Raw genomic sequence first — 23,825 nt, forward strand, 5'->3', positions numbered from 1 at the left:
GCGGAAGGCCTGACGACCTCAATTAATGGGTGGCCCCGTATGTGGGTAGGTGCGTCTCGATTGTCGGGAAGTGGGCGGCGTGCAGGTGGGGGTTTCGGAGTTCGTGGTTCGTCGGTGGGAGGGGCTGTGAACAGTCAGGGTTGGAGCGGTGTTCGCGCGGTGCTCACGGTGCTGTGTCTGGGGTTCGCTCTGGTGGCCCGGGCGGAGCCCCCCGTGGTGACGGCGGCCTATCCCCTCGCGCCTCTGCGCCCCGGCGCCCAGAGTGTCGAGATCGGCTTCGACATCGAGCAACAGGTCTCCCAGGTCCTCGTCACCCTCGAGGGCACCTCGGACGCCCACGGCTCCTTCGTCGCCACCTCCAACCTCCGGGTCGAGCGTGACTTCGCGGGCGCCGTGCCCTTCCACGTGCTCGTGCCCCTCAAGGTCGCCTTCCCCGACGACGGCGCCCTGAAGGTCACCGCCACGCCCATCGGGTCCGACTCCGTTCCGGGCACCCCCTTCGTCACCACCTTCAACGCCAAGGGCAGCCCGCCCGGCTTCGCCGCCACGCCCGTCACCGTCCGCTCCGACGCCACCGCGGGCGGCATCGTCCTGCAGGTCGCCTACACCGGCCAGGTCGCCTCCGCCGAGCTCTCCATGATGGGCGCCTCCGCGCTCGCCCTGCGCACCGTGCACGGTGACCTCGGCGAGGCCGAGGCCCAGGCCTTCGTCACCGTGCGCCGGCTGGTCGGCCGTCCCCATGTCGCCACCCCCGGCCGCATCAGCTTCTTCATCCCCACCACCGACGGAAGGCTGCCCCCCGACGGCGTCGTCATCGCCGACGTCGCCCTCCAGGACCCCTTCGGCCGCACCGTCCACACCTCCGCCGTCGAGTTCACCAGCTCCACGTCCTTCGACCCGCTCGTCGACATCACCGTCCAGCCCAGCTCGCTCCTGCTGGAGCAGGTGGGCCAGCGCGAGGACCTCAAGGTCTTCGGCAACTTCGCCGTCGCCGGACAGGCGGACCTCTCCGGCGGCCGCCGCGGTGTCCTCTACGAGTCCAGCAAGCCCGCCGTCGTCGCCGTCACCCAGTCCGGTGAGGTCATCGCGCTCGCGCAGGGCGAGGCCACCATCAAGGTGAAGTACGCCGAGCGCACCCGCGAGGTCCCCGTCATCGTCACGGACCCCTCGCGCATCGCTGGCGTGAGCATCCTCCCCGACACCGTCACGCTCGCGCGCGTGAAGGACAGCCTCCAGCTCCAGCTGCAGGGCCGCCTGGACCACCCCGTCACCGGCCGCGTCATCGACCTGACCCCGAGCACCCTGCGCACCACCTGGAGCTCCTCGCACCCGGCCATCGTCGCCGTCAGCTCCGAGGGCAAGGTCACCTCGCTCGCCCCCGGCAGCGCCACCATCACCGCCACCCACCTCACCTCGGAGAACGAGTCGTGGACGGACACCCGCCGCGTCGAGGCGAAGGACGGCGTCCCCTCGGTGCGCCTGTCCGGCCCCACCTCCATCGCCGCCGGCGCCAGCGTGGAGCTGCGCGCCGTGGCCTCCGACGACGTGGCCGTCAAGCACGTCAGCTTCCTCGTCAACGGCGTGCCCACCGTCATCGACGACACCGCGCCGTACACCCTGCGCATCCAGGCCCCGCCGAACGTGGGCGCGAGCTTCAAGCTGTCCGCCATCGCCGTGGACTCCGGCGACCAGGAGTCCACGCCGGCTGTGCTCCAGGTCAAGGTGACGCAGCCCCCGGGCCCGAGCACCCGACAGGTCGTCTACGAGCAGCCCGTCTCCGGCGCGAACCTCATCGAGGGAATCCCTCACATCCTTCGCGTGACGAGCGGCGACTGGACGTCCGGCACGCTGTCCCCGCTGGACTTCCAGGTGGTGCGCTTCACCGTGGACGGGGCCCCCGTGGGCGTGTCGTCCACGGCCCGCATCGAGCTGCGCCCCATCCCCGACAAGGTGCCGCAGGAGATCGTCGCCGTCCCGCTGTGGGAGGTGAGCTACGTGCCGCCGCCGGGCAGCGCCGGCACGGGCGCCTCCATCAAGGCCATCGCCGTGGACCGCCATGGCGCCACCGCGGAGGGCTCCGCCGTCCTCGTGCGCATCGTCGGCAACGCGCCTCCGCTCATCACCCGCCGCGCCCCGCTGGGCAGCACGGTGGAGGTGACGGAGAAGGTGCCGCTCGCCGTCGAGGGCACCGTGGGGGACGACGCGCTGTCCTTCGGCGTCAAGGTGGCGCTGCTGGTCAACGGCAACGCCGTGGCCACCACGCGGCTGGACGAAGGAGGGCAGGGCGGCACCGCGCAGGGCTCGCAGAACTTCCGGCTCCTGTGGACGCCGCCCGCGGGCTCCGCGGGCAGTCGGCCTCGCGTGGAGATTCAAGCCATCGACCACGGCGGGCTCGAGCGCCGCGTCGGCTTCGAGGCCGTCGTCGTGCAGGACGGCCCCCCCAACGTGGCCATCCAGACGCCCACCTTCACGGATTCGTACGTGGGGGGCACGCAGGTGCTCCTCACCGCCGCCGCCTCGGATGACAGCGGCGAGGCGCCGCAGGTGACGTGGAAGGTGAACGGCGTGCCCGTGGGCCAGTCCTCCGTGCCGCCCTACCGGGTGACGTGGCGCACGTCCGTGGTGACGACGGCCACCACCTATCGCCTCATCGCGACCGCCCGCGACGCCCAGGGGCACGAGCGGGAGAGCCACCACGTGGACGTGGTGATTCGCCCGGACCTCAACAAGCCCAAGGTGAACATCCTCACGCCGCAGCACCTGGTGAAGGTGCCCAACTCGCAGGGGCTGCTCGTCACCATCGCCGGCTTCGACGACGTGGGCGCCAAACGCGTGGAGCTCTTCCTGGGCGAGGAGCTCAACACGCCCGTCTTCACCGACACCTCACCCGGCGACAACGCGGGCGTGCCCGGCTCGTTCATCAGCTACACCGTCATCCCCACCGAGCACTTCTTCGACGGCACGGTCCCCAAGACGAGCCTCAAGCTCACCGCGCGCGCCTACGACACCTCGGACAACCACGACGAGGTGAGCCACACCGTCACCCTCCAGGGGGACCTTCCGCCCACCGTGGAGTTCCTCAGTCCGAGCCCCGGCTTCGTCGGCACCGCGAACACGCTCGTCCCCATCGTCCTCCACGCCGAGGACGACGTCGCCGTTTCCAGGGTGGAGCTCTTCGAGTACCGCGGCGCCACGCGCCACTCCGCCGGTGTCGCCACGCTGCCGCCGTACCGCTTCGACCTGCGCCTGCCCTCGACGGCGGGGAGCGTGCGGTTGGAGGCCGAGGTCACCGACAGCAACAACGAGAAGAACACGAAGACGGTGAGCCTCACGCTCGACGTGACGGCGGACGAAGAGCCGCCCATGGTGGCCTTCCGGAGCCCCGCCGAGGGCACGCGCGTGTTCGCGGGCCCCAACCGGAGCGTGGACGTCGTCGTGGTCGCCACGGACAACGTCCACGTCAAGAACGCCCGGCTCTTCCTCCAGGACCCCCTCCAGCCCAAGAACCCGGACGCTCCCGAGTCGCCGGTGGGCTCCGTCAACGCCGGGACGGAAGAGGGGCTGTACCAGGTGTTCAAGTGGAAGCTGGACGTGCCGGCCGCGTACGCGGGCCATCCGCTGCGGCTGCGCGCGGAGGTGGTGGATGACGGGGACCGCTCCGCGGAGCGCCGGCTGGTGCTCCAGGCGGTGGAGAACACCGCGCCCGTGGTCAACCTGATGCTGCCCGCGCCGAGCTCCGTGGTGAAGGAGGGCCAGGACGTCACCATCACCTTCACCGTGTCCGACGACGAGGGCGTGGCGAGCGTCGCGGGGCGCTCCGGCGGCGTGACGCTGGAGCCGTTCATCGGTCCGGTCAACACGGCCATCCAGCAGAAGCTGGTGGTGCGCGCGCCCATCGTCACGCCGACGACGCCCGCGTCCGAGCGCTCGGTGGGTGTCGTCGCCAAGGACGTGAGCCCCGTGCCCCAGCTCGGCCACGAGGACGTGCTGCTCGACGTCATCGACGACGTGGAGCACCCCACCGCGCTGCTCCTGTCGCCGATTCCCGGCACGGCCACGCAGCCCCTGCAGGTCGCCAACCGCAGCAGCCTGGGTGTGCGCGTGGATGTCTCCGACGACGTGCGCGTCTCGCGCGTCGCCGTGGTGCTGGACGGTGTCGAGATCCGGCCCGAGCCGCAGAAGGACTACCTGCGCGCAAGCCACGAGGACTTCGAGGAGGTCCGCGCCCCCAACCCGCAGGGCCCCGGCGACATCCTCGTCAGCCGGCGCTACGTGGGCACCTACTCGGGGACGATTCCCGTCCAGCGCACCGGCACGGACCCGTCCAACACCGCGCCCGAGAAGCACGTCGTCTGGGCTCGCGCGTATGACCCGGCCGGCAACCCCACCGACACGTCCAAGGTCGAGTTCGAAGTCATCACCCCCGAGGACAAGCTGCCGCCGGTGGTGCGCATCTCGCTGCGAGGCGTGCCCGACGCGAAGACGTGCGTGTCCGGTTCGGAGGTCACCCTCCAGGCGCAGGCGTCCGACGACAGCGCGGTGCAGTCGCTCGCCATGAGCTTCGATGATGGCCTGGAGGAGCCCGAGGGCATCGAGGGGCTCGAGCAGCGACCGGAGACGCTGCCCGCGGCCTCGGTGAGCTTGAGCGGTCCGTTCGTGATGCCCACGCTGACGAGCGGCGCGTCGCGCACGGTGAGCTTCGAGGCCAGGGCGACGGACACGCTGGGCCGCACCACGGTGTCCGGCTACTCGTGCCTGCTGGTGCCCGACGCGGCGCCCGTCGTCCGCTGGGTGTCGCCCACGAGCGGGGACCTCATCGAGGAGCAGCGCTACACGGGCTCGATGGAGCTCCAGGATGACGTGGGGCTGCGCGCGGCGTGGCTCGTCGCCTCCACCTCCGAGGTGAAGTCCGCGACGGCCACGGGCCTGGCGCTCGATGCCCCGTTGCTCACGGGCACGCCGCAGGTGCCCTTCTCGCTGTCGAACCACGCGGTGTCGAGCGCGACGCTCACCTTCGGCGCCCAGCCCGGGAGCGGCACGTCGGCGGGCACCCCGTTCACCTTCGTGGTGACGGGTGAGGACGGCGCGGTGCGCGTCACGCCGCACGCGGCCCATCCCTCGGACAACGGCCCGGGGCAGCTCCGCCTGAAGGTCGCCGCGGACTCGCACGGTGCCCAGGCGCACGTCTCCTACCACCTGCGGCCGAAGACGCAGCTGTCGACCGAGGCGCAGGCGGAGCTGGCGGCCTTCAAGGCCCTGTTCCCCTCCGGTGACTTGACGCAGACGCGTGTGCTCACGCTCGACGCGGGCAACCTGTACGAGGTGGACCTCGGCTTCCCGAAGAACGCGGTGGACGTGGAGCAGGTCCTCGTGTCGCTGCACGCCGTCGGTGGAGACTCGCGCCCGGTGCTCGTCTCCGAGCTGGCGCTGCGCTACCAGTCCGGCCAGCCCCACCAGGTCCGCGTGGCCGCCGCGGGGCAGCGCCTGACGGTGGACCCGCTGTCCGCGACGCTCACCGCGGGGCAGCTGAGCTCGCGTCAAGCGGGCTTCCGCATCCCGGCGGCGTGGACGGCCACGGACGCGCGCCTCACCACCGTCGCGGTGGACACGGCGGGCGTGGTGGCGAAGGACGCTCGCGTCCTGAGGGTGGTGCCCGACACGGTGGACCCGACGGTGGCCTTCGTCGGCTTGGGGGAGGGCGCCTCGGCGGTGACGGGCCAGCCCTTCAAGGTGCGCCTGCGCGCCGCGGACAACGCGAGCCTGGCCAAGGTCCAACTGCTGGTGAACGGTGAGCCCCAGGGCGACACCCTCCTGGTGGGGACCTCGCAGGACGTGGAGCTCACCCTGCAGCGCACGACGCTGGGGCCCGTCAAGCTCGACGCGCTCGTCACGGACCGCGCGGGCAACGACGCCGTGTCCCATCCGGTGTTCGTGCAGATCGTCCCCGACGCCGCGCCGACGCTCCAACTGGATCGACTGGTGGCCACGGGGGAGACCATCCACCGCGCGGAGCTGGAGAACGGCTTCGTCAGCCTCCTGCAGGGCAAGGAGGCGACGCTGCACTTCACCGTCAAGGACGACGTGGGCGTGGCCTCCGTCACCACGACCTACGGAGACGGCCTGCCCGATACGCGGCCCTTCACCCCGGCGGCGACGGGCAGCAGGTCGCTGAGCGTGAAGTTCACGCCGCCCATGGGCGCCGATGGCCAGCCCACCGTGTTGACCCTCACCGTCAAGGACACGGCGAACCAGGAGAAGAGCGCGCGGCTGGTCATCGAGAGCCGCAGGCCGCGCGCGCCCCAGCTCGCCTTCCTGGAGCCCGCGGCGGATGCCTACCTGGTGGAAGGCAGCATCCAGCTGCGCCTGGGCGCGCTGGCCGCGGACGACACGAAGGTGACGGGCGTGGAGTTCTTCGTCAACGGCAAGCCCGCGCTCCAGCTCGCCGAGCGCGACGGCACCGTGGTGCCCACGCTCTTCGACCCGGAGGGCAACCCCGTCGCCGCCGACGTCACCGTGCGCGACACGCTCGCGGCCCTGCGCGTGGCGCCCGAGGACATCTCCCGCTTCCGCATCTTCCGCGGGCTGCTGTCGCTGCCCCCGGGCTTCGTGCGCCTGGACCCCGCGCGCACCGAGAGCCATGTGCTGCTGCGCGTCGAGGCTCGTGACCTGGAGGGCAACCGCTCCTCCGTCGAGCGGCGCATCCGCATCGCCGAGGACACGGCCCTGCCGGTGGCGAACGTGCTGCGCCCCAGTCTGGGCCGCGACGTCATCGAGAACACGCCCGTGCTCATCCAGGTGCAGGCGCACGACAACGCCTTCGTGGACCGGGTGGAGATCTACGCCGGCCCGAGCGCGGAGGGTCTGAAGCTCATCCACGTCGCCGGAGGCTTCCCGTCGGAGAACGGGCTGCCCGGCTCGCCGTTCGACGTGTACTCGCCGGTGGTGACCTTCCAGTACTCCGTGCCGAGGCTCTCGGAGCTGGGCGGCCTGGACCTGGTCCCGTACTTCATCGCCACGCGTGCCCGTGACGTCTCCGGCAACCAGGGCGAGCTGGAGTACCAGCAGATCGACATCGTGAGGGACCGCGAGCCCGCGCTGGCCATCCTCTCCCCGTCGGATGGCACCACCGTGGTCGCGGACAACCCGCTGCCGGTCATCCTCTCGGCGGAGGACGACGTGGGCGTCACGTCCGTGTCGCTCTACCTGGATGACCAGACGGCGCCCGTCGCCACGCTGAACCAGCCGCCGTTCCGCTTCCTGGTGCCCGTGCCCGCGTCGACGGGGGGAACCCTGCGCCTGCGCGGCCACGCGGTGGACAGCTTCGGGCACGAGGTGAGCTCGCAGACGGTGGTGCTCTCCGTGGTGGGCGACCAGCCTCCCACGGTGGCCATCGCGCAGCCGGCGCATGGCGCCATCGTCACCGAGGGCCGCGACTTCGCCGTGCTGGTGGCCGCGCAGGACGACGTCGAGGTCCAGCGCGTGGAGGTCACCGTGGAGGGCGGGGTCGAGGGGCCGCTGCGCTTCGCCAGCGCCACCCGTCCGTACTCCTTCCGCGTCCCGCTGCCGCATGGCTCGGCGGGGCGTCACCTGACGATTCGCGCCAACGCGCGGGACTCGTCGGGCAGGACGGTCCAGGCGCGTGAAGTGACGGTGCAGGCGAAGGCGGACACGCAGGACCCGGTGGTGAAGCTGGTGTCCCCGGCGAACGGCTCGGCGATGGTGTCCGGCCTGCGGATGGATGTGGAGGCGCGCGCCGAGGACAACGTGGGCGTGGCGAGCGTGACGTTCTTCGTGAAGGTGGGCGACGGGGCGGAGACGCAGCTGGCCCAGGTCCCCGCGCCGCCGTATCGCTTCTCCTACCTGGTGCCCAAGAACCTGGTGACGGAGGCCGGGGTGAGCGTGCCGCTGCGCTTCACCGCCCGGGCCGTGGACCTGAGCAACCGGACCTCGTCGGACGTGGTCACCGTGAGCGCCATCAACGACAGGCCGCCGTCGGTGTCGCTGCGAAACCCGCCGTTCAAGGTGGTGGCGAAGCTGCCGAGCACCTTCGCGACCGAGACGGGCGACGACGTCGCGGTGTCCTACGTGACGTTCCTGGTGGGGCCCGCGAGGGACCAGCTGGCCGAGGTGGGGCGCCGCTTCCAGCTCCCGTTCGAGCACATCCACGTGGCGGACCCGGCGGACGTGGGCAAGCGGCTGTGGATCGCCGCTCGCGCGGTGGACACCGCCGGACAGGCGACGCAGTCGGAGCCCATCGCGTTCAGCGTGGTGGCGGACCAGCTCCCCTCGGTGGAGCTGACGCGGCCGGAGCCCGATGGCACCGTCTTCGCGGGCGCGCGGCTGCGGCTGGAGGCCAACGCCTTCGACGTGGACAGCGGCATCGAGGCGGTGTCGTTCTTCGTGGACGGCCGCAAGGTGGCCACGGCGCTGACGCCCGCGGGCATCCCCGGCCGTCCCCATGCCTACGTGGGCAGCTTCGTGGCGCCCATCGGCAGCGGCAGCCGGGAGTTCTTCATCAAGGCCGTGGCGGTGGACAAGGCGGGGCAGGAGGTGGAGACGCCCGAGCGCAAGGTGGGCACCATCCCCGACACCACCGTTCCCGAGGTGGAGCTGGTGGACCCGCCGCACCTGGACGTCGTCACCGAAGGCGACCCGCTGCTCCTGTCCGCCTTCGCCGAGGACAACGCCGGCATCCACGAGGTCGCCTTCCACGCGGCCTACACCAACGTCGCCGGCCAGCCGGTTTCCGAGCAGGTCGGCGCCTCCGTGGTGCCGGTGACGAGCAGCGCGAACCGGCCCCAGTACCGCTACTCGTGGCTGGTGCCCACGCCGATGGCCGGCAAGGCCATCACGCTCCATGCGCTCGCGAGCGACCTGTCGGGCAACCCGAAGGCGACGCCCGTGGTCCAGGTGGAGGCCGGCATGCGGCCCTCCCGCGCGCCCTACAAGCCCTTCGGTGGCTCGGGTGAGAGCACCCGGCTGTCCGCCCTGGCGGTGGACGGCGAGGGGCTGGGCATCGTCGGCGCCACGGGCCTGCCCAAGGGCGCGCCCTTCTCGCGTGGCGTGGAGTTCTTCCGCGTGACGGACGCCCCCCTGGCGGCCCTGGTGGGACATGCCCTGCAGGGCATGCCGGTGGCGTCGGCGTTCCACGACGGCCTGGCGCTGGTCAGCGTCCGCCACGACTCGGCGGCGCGCAACGGGGAGCTGGTGCTGTTCAAGACGAACGACGCGGCCAACATCCTCCAGCAGGGCAGCATCGAGCTGTCCGGCCCCGAGGTGGGGGGCGTGGTGGCGGCGGGGCAGCTCGCCTTCGTGGCCAACGGCGCCGCGGGCGTGGTGGTGGTGGACCTGTCGGACCGCGATTACCCCCAGCGCGTGACGACGCTGCCCACGCCGGCGCCTGCGCGCGACGTGGCGGTGCTCGGCGACAAGCTGCTGGTGGCCGCGGGGACGAGCGGCCTGCGGGTGTTCGACCTGCTGGACCCGAAGCTCGGTGAGCTGGGGTACGCGGCGGTGCCGGGTGGCGCGGAGACGGTGACGGTGGTGGGCGAGCGCGTCCACGTGGGCTGCCAGGGGGCCTCGGCCTCGCTGGCGGTGGTGGACGTGCGCGCCGCGCCGCGCGTGCTGTCGCTGCTTTCCCACGCGCCGGGACGCGCGGACCTGCTGGCCACCGGCCAGCGCTCCGTGTCCGGCCTGGGCAACGTGTCGGTGTCGACGGTGCAGCTCATCGACCCGACGAACCGTCCGGTGAAGGGCCTGCTCACGGCCTCCATCGTGGACGCGGAGGGCGTCACGACGACGTCCGTGCGCGCCAACGTCCCCGCGGCGGGCGACGTGGAGATGACGTCCGGCGGGCCGATGACGCTCTTCGGTCACCAGGGCGTGGCGGAGTTCACCCTGCCGCGCTTCCTGGTGACGGACGTCACCCCGGCGGACGGCGCGGAGCAGGTGTCGTTCGAGGCGCCGGTGTTGTCGGTCGGCTTCTCGCAGCCGGTGGACGCGGCCACGGTGAGCGCGTCGCGCGTCATCCTGCGCGAGGGCCTGCTGAATGGCCGCGTGGTGACCGCCGACGTGCGCGTGAGCGCGACGGATGCCTTCCGCGTCGAGCTGGTGCTGCCCGCGGGCGTGAAGCTGGCGCGCGGCAAGGAGCACTCCATCGCGGTGGAGGCGGGCCTGGGCAGCACCTTCGGCCAGACGCTGGAGCGGCGCTACCTCTCGCGCTTCCGCACGCGCACGACGGAGGGCGAGCTGCCCAGCGTGGACCGCGTGGTGCCTCGCGCGGGCCCGGTGGATGGCGGCACGCGCGTGACGATTCACGGCGAGCGGTTCGCGCAGGGCGCGCGCGTGTACTTCTCCAACGCGGAGGCGACGGAGGTCTCCGTCGATGAGACCGGCACGCGCCTCACCGCGCGCACGCCGCAGCAGGTGGAGGGCCCCGCGCGCGTCACGGTGGTCAACCCCGGCGGGCTGCAGGGCAGCCTCCTGGGCGGCTTCATCTTCATGGACATCCTCCAGGTGAGCCACGCCTCGCCGGCCTCGGGGCCGCTGGCGGGCGGGCAGATGGTGGAGCTGTCCGGCGCGGGCTTCCAGCACGGCGCGGAGGTCTTCTTCCGGGGCCAGGGCTCGCAGACGGCGCGGGGGCGCCCGGCGCGCTCCGTCACGGTGCTGTCGCCGGGCCGCCTGCTCGTGGAGACGCCCGAGGGCGGCTACGGTCCGGCGGACGTCTTCGTCGCCAACCCGGACGGGCAGCTCGCGGTGGCCGAGAGCGCGTACCTCTACACGAACCTGTCGACGACGAAGCGCATCGGCCGGTACCAGCCCTCCATCGATGGCACGGACGGCCGCCCGTCGGACCGGATGCCGCAGGGCCGCCCAGGGCCGCTCGTCATCTCCGGGGGCCGCGCCTACGTGCTCTCCGAGGCGTCCATCCAGCAGGGCGTCGACGTCATCGACGTGCTCAAGCGCAGCACGCAAGGCGCGCTGTCGGTCATCGACGTCTCCGTGCCGGAGAACGCCGGGATGATGGGCGGCGTCTCGTTCCCGCCGCCCTACGAGCCGAAGGCGCTCACCGTGCGCGGAACCATCGCGTACGTGGCGGCCGACGCGGCCGAGCTGACCCACGTGGACATGGTGGGGGAGGGTGGCCCGTCGCTGCTCGTGGTGGACGTGAGCAAGCCGACCGAGCCCAAGCTGGTGCAGGCGCTGCCCTACGAGGGCGAGGCGCTGGATGTCGCGGTGGTGGATGACCTGGCGCTCGTGGCCGCGGGAGACAGCGGCCTGGCGGTGTTCTCGCTGGTGGAGCCGCTGCGCCCCATGCTGCTGGGCGCCGTGAGGTCGTTCGTCATGAACGGCACCGTCAAGACGCCCTCCATCGAGCAGGTGCGCATCCTCGGCCGCCACGCGGTGCTGCGGGCCCGGCTGGGGAACGCCGCGGCCACCCTGACGGTGGACCTGGCGCGCCCGGGCTTCCCCGTGGTGGGAGAGACGCCGGACGTGGGGGACCTCGCCATCCACTCGGGCCGGGGCCTCGCCTCGCTCGAGACGGCGGCCACGGTGTCGCTGTCTCCGCCCACGCTGCCGCGCAAGGTGGCGTCCATCCCGTCCCTGGTGGGCACGCGCTTCTTCCAGTCCGCGCTGGGGCCGCACCTGGGCGTGAACGCCGGCGCGGGCGTGCTCCAGCTGTCGGCCGCCTCCGAAATCGACGCTCCGCTCGCCGTGGATGCGGTGGACCTGTGGCCGGCGACGTCGCTCGCCGACGTGGGCATCGACCGGGGCGTGGTCGTGGCCAGCATCAACGGCGTCTTCTCGCCGAGGAACCTGCCCACGCCGAATGACGGGTTCGCCGTCGTCGCGGTGCCGTTCCCCATGGTGACCGCGATGCGTCCGGCCGCTTCCGAGCTGGGCGTGTCCACGCTGGAGACGCTCGTCGCCGAGCTCAACGTCCCCATCCGGAACGTGTCGTCGGTGAACGCGCGCCTGTACGCGCTGGATGGCTCCGCGCTGGGTGAGGAGATCACCACGGAGCTCCGGACGCCGGTGGAGGAGGGCGTCCAGAAGCTCGTCATCGACCCCGTGAGCGCGCTCGCGGGAGATGCGCGCTATCGGTTGATCATCTCCGGACTCCAGGCCGACGACGCGGACGGCTCGCTCATGCCCGGGCGCTTCGTCACCGAGTTCCGGACGTCCAAGGACACCGTGACGCGGCAGGTGGTGGTCGACACGATTTCGCCGCGCGAGGGCCCGGTGGCGGGCGGCACGCTCGTCACGCTGAAGGGGCGTGGCTTCGAGGCGGGCCTGGAGGTCCGCATCGGCGGCCTCCCCGCGGACATCCAGTCCTTCTCGGCGAACGAAGTCACCGTGCGCACGCCCGTGTCCACGGTGGACGGCGCGGTGGCCATCGAGGTGCGCAACCTCTCGGGCACCTCGCTGACACGCGCGGGTGCGTTCATCTACACGCGGCCGCTGTCGCTGGTCTCGATTTCGCCGGGGCGCGGCCCGTCGTCGGGCGGCACGAAGGTGGTGCTCGAGGGCAACGGCTTCTCCACCAGCGGCACCGTCCGGGTGCTGTTCGGCACCACGCCGGCGCTGCGAGTGCGCGTGCTGGGCATGAAGCGGCTGGAGGCGTACACGCCCAACGGGCTTCGTGGGGCGGTGGACGTGTCGGTGGTCCAGGACGGCGCTGCGCCCGCGGTGCTCGAGGATGCGTACATCTTCGACCAGCCCACGGACGCCTCGGTGGCGTTCCAGGGCGAGATTCGCGACATGGTGGCCATCGGCGACCACGTCTACATGGTGGGCGCGGGCGGGCTGCGCATCGTCGACCTGTCGGGCCTCTACCTGAAGGGGCGCCTGGCCGGGACGCCGATTCCTCCCGAGCGCCGCAGCGAGCTCATCGACGAGGACAACGACCGGCTGGACGACCGCATCATCGGGAAGTGGGACTACCTGGGCGCGGACCTGCTCTCCATCGCGTACGCGTCCGAGTGGAATGACCGCCTGTTCCTGGGCTCGGGCTCGATGCGGGGCCAGAGCTCGTACTCGGCGGCCACGGTCCTGGAGCTGGACATCTCCAACCCCGCGCGGCCCCAGCTGGTGCGGACCACGTCCGCCGGCGACGGCGCGGCCTTCGGCCTGGACCTGCGCGGAGACCGGCTGCTGACGGCGGCCGGCAAGGGCGGTCTGCTCGGCTTCGACATCACGAACGCGGCGTTCCTGCTCCACACGCTGAAGTCACCGCTGGCCCCCGAGGTCAGCGCGCTGGCCGTGGAGGAGGGCCTCGCGGTGGTGGGGACCGGCACGTGGACGCCGGGGCACCGCTTCACCGGGGGCCAGCTGCACACGGTGCGGGTGGACAAGCGTCCGTCGCAGCGGGGCTCGCTGGCGCTGGATGTCCAGCGGGTGCGCCTGCGTCGGGACCACTGGGCCGTCGTGGCGGCGGGCAACGAGGGCCTGGTGCTGGTGAACGTGTCCAACCCCGATGCCCCCCAGCGGGGCGCGTCGGTGGGCACGGACGTGCTCAAGGGCTTCGCCTCGGATGTGCGGGTGGTGGGGGACGTGGCCTATGTCGCGGTGGGCGCGGCGGGCGTGGCGGTGGTGGACCTGAGCAACCTGGCGGCGCCTCGGCTGATGCACCACGTCGCGGGTGCGAACGGTGGCGCCGCCGAGCGGGTGGCGGTGGCGGGGGGCCGCGTCGTGAGCGCCAGGAACCGTGGCGCCGCGGGCTGGGCGCTGGAGTTCGGTCAGGCGGCGGAGCTGACGCTGGTCTCCGCGAGCGTGAAGTCGGGCGACGTCGTCCCGCTGGGCCTGTCCTCGATGATGCTGTCGTTCTCGACGACGGTGACGCCGGAGAGCGCGAAGCAGGCCGTGTCGCTGAGGGTGGACGGCGTGGAGTGGCTGGGCCCGGATGCGCCCGGCGCGGACCTGGAGGCGGGGAGCGCGGAGCAGCCCGTCAGCACGGTGCTCGTGCGCTTCCGTCCGGAGATGCCGTTGCCTCCGAGCGCGGTGCTGCAGCTCTCCGTGTCCACGGACCTGCTCACGCCGGACGGCCAGCACCTGCTGACGCCGTTCTCGGTGGTGCTGGATGCCGCGGCCGACGACGGCGCGCGTCCGGAGATTTCGCAGGTGGTGCCTCGCGTGGGGCCCACGGGGGGTGGCTCGTTCGTCCAGATCCTGGGCCGCAACTTCGCGGAGGAGACCACCGTCCTGATTGGCGGCGCGAAGGCGACCGTGCTCCCGTCGGACGGGCCCGCGTCGTCGGAGCGGCTCGTCGTCATGGTCCCGGGCGGAGAGCCGGGGCTCGCGGACGTGGTCGTCATCAACGGCGTCGTGAACGACGCGGGCGTGCTCGTGTCGGGCTCGGGGTTGTGGGACCGCAGGGCGGGTGGCTTCCTGTACAAGGCGCCGCTCTTCCTCTCGGCCGCGACGCCGCGCTTCCTCAACCCGTTCGGCGGCAGCCCCATGCGGCTGCGCGGTGACGGCTTCCTGCCGGCGTGGGCCTATGGCGCGCTCGGACCGCCGAAGGTGTATGTCGGCACGTTGCAGGCCACGGGTGTCCAGGTGGTGTCCACCGAGGAGCTGACGCTGACGGCGCCCCTGGGCTCGTTCGGCGAGGACGGCTTCGCCGAGGTCCGCGTGACGTCGCAGCTCCCGGACAATCGGGGCTCCGAGACGGGGACGGACCTGTTCGAGGACGTGCGCCTGGCGCGCAAGGTGGGCTACGGTCTGGAGCGTGGACGTCCGGAGAACGCGACGGGACCCGTGCTGCCCTCGGACGGCGTGGTCTCCGTCAGCGACTTCAACACCCGCGCCCTGGTGGCGGACCTCGACTCGCCGCTCTACCTGTACTCCGCCGCCGGTGCCTCCATCCGGGGCAACCGTCAGCGCAAGGAGTTCCAGGGGACGCACGTCGACGAGGGGTACTTCTTCGACGCGTTCACGGCCGCCACGTTCGACGTGCGGATGCCCGGTCAGGCCCTGGCCTCGATTGGCCAGACGCTGAACCCGAACCCGGCCCGGGTGGACCTGCTGCAGGCCATCCTGTTCGGCTACCTGCCCGCGCAGACGCCGTGGCCGGAGCTGGAGCTGACGGCGGACTCGCTCGACGTGGCGACGCTGCCGGGCCAGGTCCTCATCGCCAACGGCGCGTCGGGCCTCGCGGTGACGACGGCGAATGACCGCGCCATGACGGAGCTGGGGCGCGCGAAGTTCGGAGGCTGGGCGGACCCCGAGTTCGCGACGCGCCTGCTGCCGACGCCCATGGGCAGCTGGGTGGCCTTCAACAAGATGGTGCCGAATCCTCCGCCGGACGCGGGGCCCTGCAAGGGCTTCGAGCCCGCGGCGGGCAACGGCGGTGTCCTCCGGTTGATGGACACGCGCTACCCCGCGGACCCGCTGCTGGTGGGCAGCCTCAGCCCCGGCGGCGAGCCGTACGGCATGACGGTGCACGGTGGCCGGCTGTTCGTGGCCACGGGGCACCACGAGGGCGTGCACTACTGCAACAACCCGGAGGGCGCGCTGCCCCCGCCGCCCGAGTACTCCGTCGGCGGAGGCCTTGGTGGTGGTCAGCGCACGACGTACCACGCGAAGTCGTCCGAGGCGGGCCCGCGCGGCAGCCTGGTCATCTACGACTCGGCGCGCCCGGACGCCTCGGTGGTGAATCGGCTGGACTACGACGCGAACCTCACCGACGTGGTGGTGGTGGGCGACACGGCCATCGTCGCGGCGGCGGAGCTGGGGCTGCTCTTCATCGACATCAGCAACCCGGCGACCGCCGAGGAGCTGGAGTCGCTGCGCATCGACTTCGACGAGACGCTCTCCAACACGCCGGGTCAGCCGCAGCGTCTGCGGCTGGTGGGCGACATGCTCTTCGTGTCCGCGAAGGATGGCGGCGTGGTGCTGGTGAACGTGGCGAACCCGCGTGAGCCGGAGCTGGTGAGTGGCGGCAACACGGAGTCCGCGCTGGACACGGCGCTGGCGGGAGACCGGCTGCTGCTCGCGGGGGGCGACAAGCTCACGGAGCTGGAGATTCCGTTCTCCTTCGTCACCGACGTCTCGCCGGAGCGTGGCGCCATCATCACCCCCGACAGCCCCGTGCTGGCGGTGCGCCTCAACCGGCCCGTGCATGGGCCCAGCGTGACGCCCAGCTCCGTGTACCTGCTGGGCGAGAACGGGCAGCCCGCGCTCGGCGCGAACGGCCAGCCGGTCTCCCTGGACCTCACGGTGGAGCGCGTGGATGCGAAGCGGCACTACACGGTGAAGGCCACCGTGCAGGGCACGCTGAAGCCCGAGGAGGACTACACGCTGGTGCTCACGAAGGACGTGACGGATGAGCGCGCCGGACGGCTGCTGTCCGAGTTCCGTGCCACCTTCACGACAGGCAAGGCGAACGCCCGGGTGCCGATGCTGGTGTCCGTGTCGCCCACCTCGCTGCCGCGCACCACGGGCGGCCGCATCACCCTGGCGGGCTCGGGCTTCACGGGCACGGAGGAGGTGCGCGTGGGGACGGACGTGGTGAACTGCGCCCTGGTGGCGGGCACGTGTCTGGTGACGGAGAGCGGCACGCGGATGTCGCTGACCGCCAGGGCGGCGGCGCAGGCGGGCCCCGTGGACGTGTCGGTGAAGCACCCGGGGGGCCCGAGGTCCGAGCTGCCCTTCGCGCTCTTCTTCGTCGATGACCCGGGCCAGGCGGTGGCCACCCTCTCGCCGAACCACGGTCCGGTGGGCGGGGGCACGCGCGCCACCCTGACGTTCGACAAGTCCGTCCTCGAGCCCGGCATGAAGGTCCGCTTCGGCGAGTCGCTGGAGGCGGAGGCGGTCGACATCGTCGACCTGCGCACGGTGCGCTTCACGGTGCCCGCGGCGACCGCGCCGGGACTCGCGACGGTGACGCTGGTGCGCCCGGGCTCCACGCCGGAGACGACGCACACGTGGAACGTGGCGACCTTCGCCTACGACCTGCCGTTCGGCTCGAACCTGGGGCTGCCCGGCTACCCGCCCAAGAGCATCTCCGAGCTGCGGCTCTCCGGGAACACGCTGTACGTGGGCGTGGGCGGACCGGCGAACGCGGTGGGGCTGGACATCTTCGACGTGACGCTCGAGGAGCGTCCCATCCGCCTGGGCGGCGTGCGGACGGACAACCCGGTCAACGGGCTGGACGTGAGCGGCTCGCTGGTGCTGCTGGCCGAGGGCTCGGGGCTCACCGTGGTGGACGCGAGCAGGAGCCGGCTGCCGTACATCACCGGCCGGGTGAACACCGGTGGCCTGGCGACAGGGGTGCGCATCGAGGGCTCGATGGCGTACGTCAGCATCACCCAGCCCGGCGTGCCCAGCGGGCAGATCCAGGTCTTCGAGCTGCTGGGACCGCAGCCCGAGTTCGACCATGCCATCCTGCTGTACCCGGAGGACGGGCTCGCGTTGGACCTGGGGCCGGACCGCTTCTACGTCCTCACGTCGAACATCAACGCCTCGGGTGGAAACGGCCTGCGCCTGGCCATCCATGACCGCGCGGGTGCGCGGGTGGGCGGTGTCACCGTCGACGCGAACGCGACGCTGGAGCAGATGATGCGCGCGCGCATCACCGTGCGCGCCGGCCGGGCCTACGTCACGGTGGGCACGCGCCTGTACGTCTTCGACGTGACGACGGCGAACGAGGGCCAGCCGAAGCTGCTCCAGTCCACGTTGCTGGAGGCGGAGGGCTCGGGCCTGACGTGGTTCGGCGGCGCGCTGTGGGTGGCCACGCGCGGTCAGAATCGCAGCGTCGTGGAGGTGCCGTCCTCGGAGCTGCTCGCGGTGGGCTCGGCTCCCGCGGATGGGGCCATGGCGCCGGTGGGCACGGACGTCCGCATCGACTTCACGATGCCCGTGGCGCTCAACACGCTGCAGCCGGGCGCGCTCGTGGTGGAGGCCGTCTCCGACGCCCACCCGACGGGGCGCATCGTGCAGGGGACGCTGAGGGTGGAGGCGACGGGGCTGAGGACGTCGTCCCTGTTCTTCACGCCCGACGCGGGCCATGTCTTCGAGCCGGAGGAGGAGGTCGAGGTGTCGCTGACGGCGGGAGGCGTGCGGTCGATGCTGACCGAGGCCGGCCTGACGTATCCGCTGGCGACGCCCGTGCACTTCCGCTTCAAGGTGGACAAGGCGGGCCGGGCGCGGCCCTCCATCACCCAGCTGACCCCGTCGAGCGGCCTGAAGACCGAGACGACGACGGTGCGCATCGACGGCACGAACCTGGGCAGCCCGGGGCTGGTGGTGTTCGTGGGCGAGACGCCCATCACCGGCGCGGGTGACGTGGTGTACGACTCCGAGACGGAAGCGCTCACCGTGCGCATTCCTCCCTCGACGAACTCCGGCCCGGCGGCGGTGCGCGTGGGGTACGCGGATGGCATGACGGCGACGCGGCTGGGGACGTTCACCTACCGCGAGGCGCTCCAGTTGAGCGCGCCCGTTCCCGACAACTCGGGTCAGCAGGGCGGCGTCGAGGTGGCGCTGCGCGGCACGGGCTTCCTGCCCGACATGAAGGTCTTCTTCGGTGACGCGCGCTCCTTCACGGTGCACGTGCGCTCGGCCAACGAGGCCACGGCGGTGGCGCCGCCTCACGGCGCGGGCCTGGTGGACCTCACGGCGCGGCTGGAGCTGCCCATCCACTCGGGTGGGACGCAAATCAAGGAGGGTGTGCGGCCCGACGCGTTCCTCTACGGCGCGGGCGCCATGGCGCGGCTGGAGACGCCTCCGCTGCGGCAGGTGCTGGTGGACCGGGGCGTGCTGTATGGCGCCATCGGCGGACAGGTGGAGGTCACCGGGCCCAACGGCGCGGCGGTGGAGGGTGGCGGCTCGCGTGCGCAGTCGCAGGGCGGCCTGTACATCGCGGACCTCTCCGAGCAGACGGCGGTCCGGCAGATGGCCCGGGTGATGTTCACCGACAGCGGGACGTCGGGGGCGTACCAGCTCGCGAAGCAGGGCAGCACGCTCTACGTGGCCGCGGGCACGGCGGGCGTGAAGGTGGTGGACGTGGCGCGGCCCTCCGCGGCGAGCGTGAAGTACACGCTGCCGGGAACGGGGGCCACGGTGGGCGTGGCCGCCGCGGGAGACATGCTCTACGCGGCGGACGCCTCGGGCATCCGGGCCTATCGGACCACGGAGAACCCGCAGCCCCGTTTGACGTCGCAGCGGCTCATCCCGGGCGGCGTGACGGCGATGGCGCTGCATGGCCACCACCTGCTCGCCGCCACGGAGGGCGCGGGCGGCACGCGCCTGCTCGTGCTGGACGCGCGGCGCGGAGACCTGGCGCAGGTCGGTGAGCACGCGCTCATCGGCGCCGCGCGCCACATCGCGATGGACGGCTCGCGAGCCTTCGTGTCGCTCGGCGCCAAGGCCCAGGTGTCCATCATCGACGTGAAGACGCCGGACGCGCCGGTGCTCCTGGGGGCGCTGGTGCTGGCGGACGTGACGGGCCGTGGCCGCGTCTCCGCGGAGCAGACGCGCGTGGCGGCGGGCATCGCGTACGTCGCGTCGGGCGGCGGCAAGGTGCAGCGCTTCCGGGTGACGCACGCCGGGGCTGTCACGCCGCTGGAGCATGCGCTCGTCCAGGGCGACGCCACGTCGCTGGCGATGATGGACCGCTACCTGATGGTGAGCACGCTGGTGCTCGACAAGAACGGTCGCGCGGTGGAGCTGCCCGTGCAGCCTCCCGACGACGGGCGCGGCGAGCTGGCCGGCACCCTGGCCTCGGTGATGCTCGACCACCTGGAGGTGCGTGGCTCCATTCCCGAGGACGGCGAGACGGTGCCGGTGGGCACGCGCCCGGCGGTGCTCCTGTCGGAGCTGCCGAGCACGGACACGCTGGATGAGCTTCGCCTGGAGACGCTGTCGGCGTCGCCGCAGACGGTGGCGGGCACGGTGGAGGCCCGCTCGGACGAGGGCGGCGCCAGGGCCACGTTCATCCCCGCGTCCGCGCTGACGGTGGGCACGCGCTACGTGCTCAAGGTCGGAGCCGGCCTTTCGGACCTGCAGGGCGGCGCGCTGGGCGCGGACACGGAGGTGCGCTTCCAGACGGCCACGCGCAACACCGTGGAGCGCCCGACGCTGGGCGAGGTGAGCCCGGGGTATGGCCTCACGGCGGGCGGTGAGACGCTGACGATCCACGGCACGGGCTTCGAGTCCGGCTGCACGGTGCGCATCGGCGGGCAGCTGGCGGGCGCGACGTCCCTGGGTGCCTGCGCGGTATCGCAGGGGGGCAAGGTCATCACCGTCCTGGCGCCTCCGGGCGTCGCGGGCGCCGCGGCGGTGGAGGTCATCAATCCGGATGGCCTTTCCGTGTCTCGGCTGGGGGCCTACCGCTACCTGCCGGTGCCCAAGCTCACGAAGGTGGAGCCGGCCTTCGCGGAGACGATGAGCCGCGCGCAGGTCCGCCTGTCGGGCGAGGGCTTCTACGCGGGCTCGAAGGTGACGTTCGGCGGCGTGCCGGCGCTCACCACGACGGTGGACGTGTCGGGCACGCTGACGGCGACGGTGCCGGATGGAATCGTCGGTCCGGTGGACGTGCGCGTGGAGACGGGCTCGGGCGGCAATGCCCAGGGCAGCTCCCTGGTGGCGGGCTTCACCTTCACGCTCGCCCAGCGCGAGAGCCTGACGGTGGGCGGGGCCGCGAGCGCGCTCGTGGGGACCACGCTGCTGCAGGCGCGGGACAAGGACCTGGTCGCCATCGACCTGTCGACGTCCGGCAACAAGCTGGAGCTGGGCCGCGTGGCCGGTGTGGAAGGCGCGCTGTCGCTGGCGGTGTCGGGCGACCGCGCCGTGCTGCTCGGGACGAACGTGGTGGTGCGCTACGACCTGGGGACCTGTGGCAGCGGTCCGGGTGTGCCTTGCGCGCCCGAGGAGCTGGACCGTGTCCCGTTGGTGACCGGCGCGCCCCTGTCGACGGTGGCCGTGGGGCCCGGCGCGACGACGGTGGTCGTGGCGGGGGGAAGCGAGCTGGTGGTGCTCGGTGAGCTGCGCGAGGGCGCGCAGACCCGGGACGCGCTGGTGGTCGTGGCTCAGCACTCGGTGGCGCCCGCGCGGGTCGTCGCCCTGGGCGTGGTGGGCGAGGCGCTGGCGGTGCTGATGGACGAGGGCCAGGTGTCGCGCATGGAGCTGCGAGACCTGAGCGACGGCGAGCTGGAGCCGCTCTCCGTGGTGAGCGGGCTGGCGGGCGTGGCCCAGGCCCTGGCCGTGGATGGCAGCCGCATCGCCGTGGCCACGGGCCGCACGGCCCATGTCGTGGAGGTGTTGGACCCGAAGCTCCCGAGGCGGCTGGGCTCGTGGACGTCGGCGGATGAGTCGACGAGCACTCCGCGCACCGTGGCGCTCGCGGGCCCGTGGCTGCTGGCCGCGGGGACGAACCGCGCGGCGTGGATCGACACCACGACGGCGCCGGGTTTCGTGGAGCGCACGTTCTTCATGCACACGGTGTCGTCGCTGCCGAAGGCGCTGCTGGGAGACGGCATCGCGCTGCTCGCGGGCGCTTCGCGCACGCAGCTCTTCGACACGCTGCCGTATCCGACGGTCCGGCACACGTCGCCGCCTCCGGGAGGCGCGCTGTCGCCGGAGGCTCCGGTGAAGGTGTCCCTGGCCAGCGAGCTGCCGCTGACGGTGGCGGCGCAGTCCTCCATCCTCCTGCTGGAAGGGGAGACGGAGGTGCTCGCGAGCGTGGAGCGTTCGGGCTCGGTGGTGCGTGCGCTGCCCGAGGACACGCTGGTGTCCTCGCGTGACTACACCGCGCGCGTCACCCTGGGCGCGACGCCGTACCGTGGCGGAACGGTGCTGAGCCCCTGGTCCTTCTCGTTCAAGGGCGGCGCCGGCGAAGCTGGCGTGCGCGTCAGCCACATCAGCCCGGACCACGGGCCGGTGGCCGGTGACACCGTGGTGACGCTCACGGGCCAGGGCTTCTCCGCCGCGTCCCAGGTGTACTTCGGCGCGACGCGGGCGGAGGCCGACCCGACGCACACCGCGAGCAGCACGGAGCTGCGGGTGCTGGCGCCGTCGACCCTGTTCGCGGGGCCGGTGACGGTGCGCGTGGTCGACGGTGGTGACGAGGCGCGTGTCCCGGGCGGGTTCGTCTACACGGCCCCCATCACCGTGTCGGAGGTCACCCCGAACCGGCTGGACTTCGCCGGGGGCTGGGTGACGCTGAAGGGCACGGGCTTCACCCGGGGCCTGGAGGTCCGCTTCGCGCCGGGTGCTCCCGCCGCGAAGCTGTCCGGCTTCACGTCGACCCGCGTGGATGTCCAGGTCCCCGCCGGAGTGGCGGGCTGGGTGCCGCTGTACCTGTCGCAGCCCGGCGCGAGCCTGGTGCTGCCCGAGTCCCTCTCCCGAGGCGACCTGAAGCCGCCGACCTCGCGGCCCGTGTACGCGCCCGTGGGCGCCGTGCCGCTCGCGCAGAAGGTGTTCAGCGCGACGTTCGACGAGCCCATCCGGATGCACACGGGGAGCGAGTCGGCCACCACCGCGGTGCTGACGAACATCGCCACGGGTGAGGTCCTGCCGGGCACGGTGAGCGTGTCGGGCTCGACGTTGACCGTGACGCGCGGCACGACTCCGCCGACCCTCGCGTCCAACGGCGCTTACAAGCTGACGCTGAAGAACGTCTACGACCTGGTGGGCAACGTCCAGGCCTCGCCGGACGCGCACTACTACTACGCCCAGGACACCATCGACCCGACGGTGGCGCTGGCCTTCGTCGGCCGCGCGATGCCCGTGCACAACGCCACGCTCGGCATCGGCACGGAGTACGTCTTCGCGGTGTCAGGCACGGACGCCAGCGGGACGAATCTGGAGATGGAATTCTTCATCGACGGCGAGGAGGTGTCGCGCGTGGACCGCTGGACGCCGCACTTCCGCTACACGTGGCGGAGCATCCCGCCCAGCGGCCAGTCCACGCTCGTGGCCCGGGTGACGGACCCCAGCGGCAACGACGCCGAGCTGTCGGCCACCGTCTTCCTGACGAATGACCGGGTCCCCTCGGTGCGCTTCCTCGAGCCCACGCTGTCCGCCGTGGAGCGCACGGAGGGGGGCACGCTCCCGCTGGTGGTCCGCGCGGAGGACCCCGACGCCCTCAACGCCCTGGAGCTCAGCCTGGACGGTCAGCCGTTCCGGCGCGTCACGGGCCTGTCGGGCCAGCTGCATGACTTGACGGAGTCGCTCCCGCTGACGCTGTCGGGCTCGACGAGCGAGGTCCACGAGCTGGTCGCGGTGGCGACGGACTCGCGGGGCCAGACGTCTCCGCCCGCCCTGTTGCAGGTGACGGTGACGCCGGACGTGCAGGACCCGACGGTGGCGTGGTTGTTGCCGACGGCGGGCGCGAAGCTGCCCTCGGGCGCGGGGCTGGACCTGCGCGTGAAGGTGACGGACGACAACCGCGTTGCTCGCGTCATCATCGAGGAGCTGGTGGGGACCGGCGCGGCGAAGCAGGTCGCCTCGTTCACGGGCGTGCCCGGGGCGGTGCGCTGGGTGGCGCCGACCGTGTCCCAGGACACGCAGGTGAAGCTGCGCCTGCGGGCCTACGACGCGCGCGACAACGACGCGGAGGCGACGGTGGACGTCACCGTGCTGGGCGCGAGCTCGAGCGCGACGCGGCCGATGGTGAGCCTGCGTGAGCCCGCCGTGGGCAACACGCTCGCGGAAGGGGCGCTCGTGGACGTGCTCGTGGACGTGAGCGCGCCCGCCGGCATCGCGTCCGTGCGGCTGGAGATGGACACGCAGTCGGTGACGCTGACGAACGCGCCGTGGCGGCACACGTTCAAGGTGCCCGTGCTGGTGAAGGACGCGCCGTACTACGTGCCCGTCCGGGCGGT

1 protein-coding gene (running past one end of the window) is annotated in these 23,825 nt (G+C 72.3%); it reads left to right on the forward strand.

Annotated features, from left to right (window positions below; all coding sequences use genetic code 11):
- Positions 1-126 precede the first annotated feature (126 nt).
- A protein-coding gene (locus tag OWM54_RS40290; RefSeq protein WP_267700769.1) for an IPT/TIG domain-containing protein crosses the window boundary here: on the forward strand, positions 127-23,825 show its 5' portion. The gene runs 8,380 nt beyond the window's last position; the window shows 23,699 of its 32,079 coding nt (coding positions 1-23,699); the start codon lies at positions 127-129; its stop codon lies beyond the right edge, outside the window.

It is taken from the genome of Myxococcus sp. MISCRS1, from assembly GCF_026626605.1.
Taxonomy (GTDB): Bacteria; Myxococcota; Myxococcia; order Myxococcales; family Myxococcaceae; genus Myxococcus; species Myxococcus fulvus.